Source organism: Longimicrobium sp. (genome assembly GCF_036280135.1).
In the GTDB taxonomy this organism is placed as follows: Bacteria; Gemmatimonadota; Gemmatimonadetes; order Longimicrobiales; family Longimicrobiaceae; genus Longimicrobium.
Genome location: NZ_DASURI010000444.1, coordinates 1 through 8,251, shown reverse-complemented (window position 1 = coordinate 8,251; position 8,251 = coordinate 1). Strand labels below are relative to the sequence as shown.

At 72.7% G+C, this 8,251-nt stretch carries 10 protein-coding genes; 9 read left to right on the top strand and 1 reads right to left on the bottom strand.

The features are described from left to right. From VFZ20_RS14405 to VFZ20_RS14375, 7 genes are all read left to right on the top strand, one after another. The coding region (locus VFZ20_RS14405; protein WP_329684597.1) for a flagellar basal body L-ring protein FlgH at nt 1-671 on the top strand (671 nt) is incomplete at its 5' end. A 183-nt stretch (nt 672-854) separates the two neighbouring features. After that, nucleotides 855-1,814: a flagellar basal body P-ring protein FlgI gene (locus tag VFZ20_RS14400; RefSeq protein WP_329684596.1), complete on the top strand. Its 960-nt coding sequence runs from the start codon at nt 855-857 to the stop codon at nt 1,812-1,814. After that, nucleotides 1,811-2,203 carry a rod-binding protein gene (locus VFZ20_RS14395; protein WP_329684595.1) on the top strand — a complete coding sequence of 131 codons (393 nt, stop codon included), beginning with the start codon at nt 1,811-1,813 and terminating at the stop codon, nt 2,201-2,203. Before VFZ20_RS14400 ends, VFZ20_RS14395 begins: the two co-directional genes overlap by 4 nt. Then, nucleotides 2,200-2,685 (top strand): flagellar export chaperone FlgN, encoded by a 486-nt coding sequence (gene flgN / locus VFZ20_RS14390; protein ID WP_329684594.1) that lies wholly within the window; start codon nt 2,200-2,202, stop codon nt 2,683-2,685. Before VFZ20_RS14395 ends, flgN begins: the two co-directional genes overlap by 4 nt. 6 nt (nt 2,686-2,691) lie before the next feature. Continuing rightward, nucleotides 2,692-4,026: a flagellar hook-associated protein FlgK gene (gene flgK / locus VFZ20_RS14385; RefSeq protein ID WP_329684593.1), complete on the top strand. Its 1,335-nt coding sequence runs from the start codon at nt 2,692-2,694 to the stop codon at nt 4,024-4,026. Nucleotides 4,027-4,069: 43 nt separating this feature from the next. Continuing rightward, nucleotides 4,070-4,315, top strand: coding sequence for a carbon storage regulator (locus VFZ20_RS14380; RefSeq protein ID WP_329684592.1), 246 nt, complete (start codon nt 4,070-4,072; stop codon nt 4,313-4,315). After that, complete coding sequence (locus tag VFZ20_RS14375; protein WP_329684591.1) at nt 4,312-5,400, top strand: HD domain-containing phosphohydrolase; 1,089 nt, start codon at nt 4,312-4,314, stop codon at nt 5,398-5,400. The genes VFZ20_RS14380 and VFZ20_RS14375 overlap by 4 nt, the downstream gene beginning before the upstream one ends. Before the next feature lie 574 nt (nt 5,401-5,974). Here VFZ20_RS14375 and VFZ20_RS14370 read toward each other — a convergent pair. Next, complete coding sequence (locus VFZ20_RS14370) at nt 5,975-6,664, bottom strand: hypothetical protein (RefSeq protein WP_329684590.1); 690 nt, start codon at nt 6,662-6,664, stop codon at nt 5,975-5,977. Between the two features lie 51 nt (nt 6,665-6,715). Between VFZ20_RS14370 and motA the strand changes: the two genes are divergently transcribed. Next, complete coding sequence (gene motA / locus VFZ20_RS14365; RefSeq protein ID WP_329684589.1) at nt 6,716-7,579, top strand: flagellar motor stator protein MotA; 864 nt, start codon at nt 6,716-6,718, stop codon at nt 7,577-7,579. Then, a partial coding sequence (locus VFZ20_RS14360; RefSeq protein ID WP_329684588.1) for a flagellar motor protein MotB occupies nt 7,576-8,251 on the top strand: 676 nt, incomplete at its 3' end. The genes motA and VFZ20_RS14360, both read left to right, overlap by 4 nt.

Sequence of the window (8,251 nt, the reverse complement as noted above, 5' to 3'; positions counted from 1 at the left end):
ATCCGCAGATGATGATCCACATTCGTTCCATCCACCCCCGGGCGCCCCGCGCGCTGGACCTGCTGCTGGCCGTGGCGTTCGCCCTGGCGCTGGCGGTCTCGCCCGCCACGGCGCAGCAGAACCAGCCGGCCCCGGCCGATTCGTCCGCCCCGCGCCGCCCCGCGCGCGCGTCGTGGACGGACGATGGCCGTGACTACTCCATCGGCGACGGGCTGACGGTGCTGCTGGACGAGTACACGCTGGCGGCGGCGGACCGCTCCGCCACGGCGCGCAGCAGCCGCAGCACCGACGCGGACCTGTCCGTCTCGCAGGACCTCGTCCGCAACAACCCGTCGATCCCGTCGTCCGCGGGCGCGGGCCTGGGCAGCGGCCGGAACGTGGAGAGCGCGGAGCGGGGCGAGCACGGCGCGCAGAACCGGTTCGAGGGCGAGATCACCGTCCGCGTGACGGGCGTGGAGGGCAGCCGCATGAGGATCGAGGGCAAAAAGCGCGTGCAGATCGACCGCGGCTGGCAGGAGGTCACGCTCACGGGCTGGGTCACGCCGTCGGATGTAAGCAGCGGCAACCTGGTGGAGTCGCGCCGCGTGGGCGACCTGCAGCTCACCTACACCTCGCGCGGCGGCCCCAGTCAGGGCCTCCTCTCGCGCATCGTGGGATTCATCTGGCCATGATCACCAACACGCTCCGCCGCCTCGCGCGGAAGACCGGGATCGAGCGTCGTCTGCCCGCTATTCCCTATTCCCTATTCCCTATTCCCTATTCCCTATTCCCTATTCCCTATTCCCTGTCTCCTCGCCCTCGCGCTTACGGCCCTGGCCGCCGCGCCGGCCCCCGCCCACGCCCAGGACGTCCGCGTGCGTGACCTGACCGTCGCCGACGGCGCCGTCCCCGTGCGCCTGGTGGGCTACGGGCTCGTGGTGGGCCTGGACGGCACGGGCGACCGCGCGTCGGGCCGCAGCGGGGCTGCGCACACCGTGCAGTCCACCGTGAACCTGCTGCGCCGCTTTGACGTGGACGTGCCGGCGGAGGTGCTGCAGACGCGCAACGTGGCCGCCGTGCTCGTGACGGCCGAGGTGTCGCCGTACCTGCGGCCGGGCGCCCGCTTCGAGGTGCAGGTGTCGTCCGTGGGCGACGCGCGCTCGCTGCGGGGCGGCGTGCTGTGGATGACGCCCCTGGTGGCCGACGCCGGCGGCCCCGTCTTCGGCACGGCGCAGGGGGCCGTGGTGAGCGCGGTGGAGAACGAGCGCGACCGCTACGCCCGGGCCGACCAGGGCGGCGCCAGCGTGCGCGTTCCCGGCGGCGGCCTGGTGGAGGGCGACCTGCCCCGTCCCAGCTTTGCCCAGTCCTCAAGACTTCTGCTGCGCGAGCCGAACCTTGGAACGGCGGTCCGCGTGGCCGAGGCGGTCAACAACGCCATCGGCGCGGGGACGGCCACGGTAGAGGACCCGGGCAGCATTGCCCTCACGGTCCCGCAGGGCGAGGCCGCGGCCACCCTGGCCCGCATCGGCGAGCTCACGGTGCGCCCCGACCGCCCGGCCCGCCTGGTAATCGACGGGCGCGACGGCACCGTGGTGGCCGGCGGAGACCTGCGGGTGGGCGAGGCCGTCGTGAGCCACGGGGCCATCACCCTTACCGTGGGCGGCACGGGCGGGGGGAACGGGGCGGAGGGCGCCGTGCGCGTCGCCGCCGGCACCCCCGTCCAGGACGTCGCCGCCGCGCTGCACGCAGTGAACGCGCCGGCCGCGGAGATCGCGGCCATCTTCCAATCGCTCCGTGAGGTCGGGGCCCTGTCCGCAGAGGTGGTGGTACGATGATTCGGATCGGTCAGACGGGCATGCCCGCGGCCGCCGGACGGGACGAAGAGCGCCTGCGCGCCGCGTCCCGCCAGCTGGAGGGGGTGTTCGTGCAGCAGATGTTCAAGGCCATGCGCGACTCCGTCCCCGGCGGGGGGATCGTGGACGGCGGCGCGGGCGAGGAAACCTTCACGGGCCTGCTCGACGAGCACCTGGCCCAGCAGACGGCCGAGGGCAGCGGCCACGGCCCCGGCGAGGCCCTGTTCCACCAGCTGCGCGCCGCGTGGATGGGGACGCAGAAGGCCGACGCCGCCGAATCGGCCCAATCCGCCGACGCGGTCGACGTGAATCGGACCGGCTTCGGCACGGCCGCGGACGCCGCGGGGCGGGGGATGGAGGTGGTCCGGTGATCGCCCACGCCGATCCGCTGCGCTCCCTGGAAGACGCCCTGCGCAGCGAGCGCGGGCTGGTGCAGGACCTGGCCGCCCTGGTGCGCCGCCAGCGCGAGGCCCTGGGCTCGGACGACCTGCCGGCCGTGGAGGAGACCGTGTACGCCACCCACCGCGTGCTGCTCACCCTGCGCGAGGCCCAGCGCCGCCGCCGCACCCTCAACCGGCTCATCGGCTGGCCCGAGGGGCTGCGGCTCACGGGGATGGACGAGGCCCTGGACGGGCGGATGGACGACGGCCTGCGCGAGGCCCGCGACGGCCTGTGCGCCGCCGCCCAGAGCCTGACCCGCGAGGTGGAGATGAACCGCGCCGTGCTGCGCGCCTCGCTGGCCGCCGCGGACGAGTACGCCCGCGCCCTGCACGGCGCCGCCGCGCCCCCCGCCGCGCGCCGCATGGCCGGCGACGCCGCCCCCTTTGCCACGCTGCTGGACCGGACGGGCTGAAACACCATGTCACTGGGCAACATCCTGAGCGTCGCCCGCAGCGCGCTGCTGGCGCAGCAGACCGCGGTGCAGGTGGCCTCGCAGAACCTGAGCAACGCCGCCACCGAGGGCTACTCGCGCCAGCGCGCCGCCCTGGCCCCCGGCGACGCCGTCCGCACGGCGGGCGGGCTGCTGGGCACGGGCGTGCGCGTGCGCAACGTGGAGCGCGCCCGCGACAGCCTGCTGGACGTGGCCGTGCGCCGCGAGGGCGGCAACGCCGCCGGCGCCGGCCTGCGCCGCGACCTGCTGGGCGAGGTGGAGGGCGTCTTCGGCGAGCTGTCGGGCACGCCCGTGGCGGGCGCCCTGGACGAGTTCTGGAACGCATGGTCAGACCTGGCCAGCCACCCCGACACCGACAGCCTGCGCGGCCTGGTGCAGCTGCAGGGCGGGCGCGTGGCCACCACGATCAACGGCGCGCTGGACGCGCTGGCCCAGGTGGGTGAGGCCGCCCGCGACCGCGTGATGGCCACCGTGAGCGAGGTGAACAACCTGGCCGCCCGCGTGGCGGACCTCAACGGGCAGATCCAGACCGCCGAGCTGGGCGGCGCCACGGCCGGCGACCTGCGCGACTCGCGCGACCTGCTGCTGGACGACCTGGCCAAGCGCTCCGGCGCCCGCGTGCTGGAGCGCCCCGACGGCACCCTGGCCGTGGCCATCGGCGGCGCGACGATCGTGGACGGCACGTCCACCCGGGCGCTGGAGGTGCGGACGACGGCCGGCACGCTGTCCGTGGGCCTGGTGGGCAGCCCGTCCACCGTCAGCGGGATGGGCGGCGAGGCGGCGGCCGCGCTGGAGGTGCACAACGGCGAGGTGCCACGCGTGAGCGACGAGCTGCGCCGCCTGGGCGCCGCCGTGGCCACGGAGGTCAACGCCGTGCACCGGGCCGGCAACGGCCGCGACTTCTTTGCCGTGGACGCGTCGGGGCGGCTGTCGCTGTCGCCGGACGTGGCCAACGCCGCCAACATCGGCCTGTCACCCGGCGGGCGCGGCGACAACCGCATGGCGCTGGACCTGGCCGCCCTGCGCGACCGGGCCGTCCCCTCCCTGGGCGGGCGCACGTTCACCGACGCGCACGCCGAGATCGTGGCCGGCGTGGGCCACCGCCTGCGCGCGGCCGATCAGGACACGGGCGTCTACGAGACGCTGCAGCGCCAGGCCGAGTCGCGCCGCGGCTCCGTGAGCGGCGTGTCGACGGACGAGGAGCTGGTGACGCTCATGCGGCACCAGCAGGCGTACGCCGCGGCCGCGCGGCTGGTGACCACGGTGGACGAGATGATGCAGGCCGTGCTGGGGATGAAGTAGGCGGGCCGTCCTTTTGGGGATTTGAGAGAAGGAAGGGATTCCAATGTTGATTCTGGCAAGGAAGCCGGGCGAATCCATCGTGCTGGACGGCGGCATCCGCGTGGTGGTCGTGGAGTGCGACCGGCGCGGCGTGCGGCTGGGCATCGAGGCCCCGGCCGAGGTGGGGATCGTCCGCGGCGAGATCGTGGACGCCATCGCGGGCGAGAACCTGCGCGCCAGCGCGTCGGCCGTGGCCGCGCGCGACTACGCCGACCTGCTGCCGCCCCCCGCGGGCGAGGAGGCGGCATGAACACGGCCGAGCGGATGCTGCAGTCCCGCATCCTGGTCGTGGACGACGAAAAGCAGTCCATCACCCTGCTGGAGCGGTTCCTGGAGCGCGAAGGCTACAACGACGTGCACACCATCACCGACTCGCGGCAGATCGTCACCCGCTTTGACGAGGTGCGGCCGGACCTGGTGATCCTGGACCTGCACATGCCTCACGTGAGCGGGCTGATGGTGCTGGAGTTCATCCGCGCCAGCATTCCCCGCGACGCGTACCTCCCCGTGCTGGTGCTCACGGGCGACGGCAGCGAGCAGACCAAGCTGCGGGCGCTCAGCGTGGGCGCCACGGACTTCCTGGTCAAGCCGTTCGAGCTGTTCGAGGCGCGGTACCGCATCCGCAACCTGCTGCACACGCGGCTGCTGCACGTGGAGCTGGAGAAGCGAAACGGGCTGCTGGAGCGGCGCGTGGCCGAGCGCACCCGCGAGCTCAAGCACGCGCACACCGACGTGCTGGAGCGCCTGGCCCGCGTGGCCGAGTACAGCGAGCACCATACGGCCGAGCACTGCCGCCGCGTGGGCGACATCGCCGCCGGCATCGCGCGGCTGCTGGGGATGGAGACGGACCAGGTGGCGCTGCTCAAGCAGGCCGCGCAACTGCACGACGTGGGCAAGATCGCCATCCCCGAGTCCATCCGCCTCAAGCCGGGCCGCCTCACGGACGAGGAGATGGAGGTGATGCGCACGCACACCCTCATCGGCGCGGAGCTGCTGGCCGACGGCGGAAGCGACCTGCTGCGCCTGGCCGAGACCATCGCGCGCTGCCACCACGAGCGATGGGACGGCAGCGGCTACCCGGTCGGCCTGCGGGGCGAGGCCATTCCGCTGGAGGCGCGCATCGTGGCCGTGGCGGACTTCTTCGATGCCCTGGCCAGCGACCGGCCGTACCGTCCCGCGTGGGCGGTGGACCAGGTGATCTCCGAGGTCAAGCGCCTGAGCGGCACCTCGTTCGACCCGGAGGTGGTGGGCGCGTTCCTCAAGCTCCCCCTGCGCGTCCCCGATCCCGCGGACCGGTCACCGTCCGACGCGGTCCTGGCCGTCGCCGGCGGCTGAGGTCCGTCGCGGGACGGAAACGGCGTTCTCACACGGCGCCTGCGGCGAACGGAGTCAACGGTAACGGACAAGGACTGTTCCTCCGCTGGCCGTCTGGTCGGAGGAATGGCTGAGTCCCTGCCGCGTCATCCTGAGAGGGTGTTTTCCACACCTCCTTCAGTGAAGCCCCAAGAGCGTCATCCTGAGGGAGCGCCGCGCATAACCTGAACGCGCGCAGGACCCTGGCGCGACCGAAGGATCTTGTGTGCGAAGCGTGAGGCCGCATTCCGTGCCTTGGAGCCGGCTTGCCGCTTCGCGGGCAAGATCCTTCGTCGCCGCCATGGATCACTGACCGGGAAGGTTTGCGCGGCGGCTCCTCAGGATGACGCTTTCGACGCGCGAGGTTTGGCGACACCCTTCCAGGAAACAAAAAATCCCAAATCTTTTATCCGTTACCGTTGACCCCGTTCGCCGAAGGCGCCGTGTGAGAATCGCAGTTTTTCTGTTTGCCGAAAGAACGGAGGCCCGGAGACAATAGATCGTCTCCGGGCCTCCTCTTTTACTCAAGCATCAACACCAACGCGCCGAAACTGAGTCAGGGCGACGAAGCAGCCTCCGCGGCGCGCGCGGCCCGCAGCGTGGGGACGGCCAGCACCAGCTGGAGCTCGCGCTCCGTGCGGCGCGCGTGGACCGTGGCCCCCGCGGCGGATGCCAGCGGACCGGCGGCGGCGAGCGCGGCGGATTCCGCTTCCTCGGCCGGCGCCGTGACGGGCACGCAGACCACCAGCTCCACGGCGCCCCCGGCGTCCAGGGCGGCGGCCTCCAGCGACCCGCCGTGGCGCGCGGCGTAGCGGCCGGCGGCGTCCAGCAGCACCAGCAGCGCGTGCAGCAGGGGCTCCGGGTGCGCCAGGGCCGCCTCGCGGGCCGCGGGCTTGAGCGAGAGCGGCACGTCGCGCAGCAGGTCGTGCTGGCGGTACAGCGACGCCGCGTCGCGCAGCAGGTCCGCGGGCAAAAACGGCTGCGTCCGCGCGCCCGGACGGGCGCCGGCCAGGCGCAGCAGGGCCACCACGTGCTCCAGCTGCGCGGCCTCCTGCTCCAGCAGCTGGTGCGCGGGGCCGGCGGCACCGCCGTCCACCCCCAGCAGGGCATGCACGGCGCGCACGGTGGCAGCGCGGTTGTTGAGCGTGTGCGCCATGCCGTGCAGCAGCTCCGCCAGCAGGTCGGGCCATCCGCGGGCGTTCGCGGGCGGCGACTCCAGCGCGGGGTCCTCGCGGCCGATACTCACCACGGGCTCCGCGCCCTCCAACCCCCATCCCGGAACGGGCGAGAGGAAACCTTGTTCATCATCATCGGGCTGCTGGTGGTGTTCGGCAGCGTCATCGGCGGATACGTGATGCACCACGGCCAGATCGCCGTGCTCATCCAGGTCTCCGAGTTCATCATCATCGGAGGCGCGGCCATCGGGGCCCTCATCGTGGGCAACCCGCCGCGCATCGCCAAGGGGTGCGTCACCCAGTCGCTGGCGCTGCTCAAGCCGTCGCCGTACGGCAAGGCGGCGTTCGAGGAGCTCATGCAGGTTCTGTACGACATGTTCCAGACGGCGCGCCGCGAGGGCATGATCGTGCTGGAGTCGCACATCGAGACCCCCGAGACCAGCGACATCCTCAAGCGGTACCCCGGCTTCCTGGGCAACCATCACGCCGTGGCGCTGCTCACCGACACGCTCAAGGTGCTGCTCACCGGCACGGTGGAGGACCACCACCTGTCGGAGATCCTGGAGATGGACCTGGAAAAGCACCACGAGGAGGCCATCGCCGTCCCCAACGCCCTGGTCAAGGTGGGCGACGCCCTGCCGGGCTTCGGCATCGTGGCCGCCGTGCTGGGCGTGATCATCACCATGGGCAGCATCAGCGGCGCGGCGGCGGAGATCGGCGCCAAGGTGGCCGCGGCGCTCGTGGGCACCTTCCTGGGCATCCTGCTTTCCTACGGCGTGGTGGGGCCGCTGGCGGCCGCCATCGAGACGCGGGTCAAGCTGGAGCACATGTACCTGTCCTGCATCCGCACGGCCCTGCTGTCGTTCGCCCGCGGCGACTCGCCCATGACGTCGGTGGAGTTCGCCCGCCGGGGCATCGAGCCCGAGGAGCGGCCGTCGTTCGTGGAGCTGGAGGGGCTCACCCGCAAGCGCGCGGTGCCCGCATGAGCAAGCCGGCCGGCAAGGTGGTGATCCGCAAGGTGGTCAAGAAGCACGGCCACGCGCACCACGGGGGATCGTGGAAGGTGGCCTACGCGGACTTCGTGACCGCCATGATGGCCTTCTTCATGGTGATGTGGATCCTGGGGATGAGCCCCGAGGCGCGCGCCAGCATCCAGAGCTACTTCAGCAACCCGGCGGGCGTCAAGGACGGCTTTTCCGGCGGCCCCAACCCGCTGGGGCAGGGCGGGATGTCGTCCAGCAACGGCACGGGCCGCGTCAAGCTCATCTCCCGCGTGCAGGAGCGCCAGGCGCTCACGGCCGCCGGCCGGCGCATCGAGGCGCGCCTGCGCAGCGCCGACGGGCTGCAGGAGATCGCCGCGCAGGTGGAGGTGGTGATGACGGAGCAGGGCCTGCGCATCGAGCTGGTGGAGCACGGGCGCGGCGAGACGTTCTTTGCCTTTGGCGACGCCCGGCTCAAGCCGGCCGCGTCGCAGGCGCTGGGGGTGATCGCCTCCGAGCTCGAGACCACGGGGCAGCCCGTGGTGCTGGAGGGCCACACGGACGCGGCGCCGTTCGGCCGGCCGGGCTACACCAACTGGGAGCTCTCGGCCGACCGCGCCAACGCGGCGCGGCGCGCGCTGGAGACGTCGGGGGTGGGCAAGGACCAGGTGGTGGAGG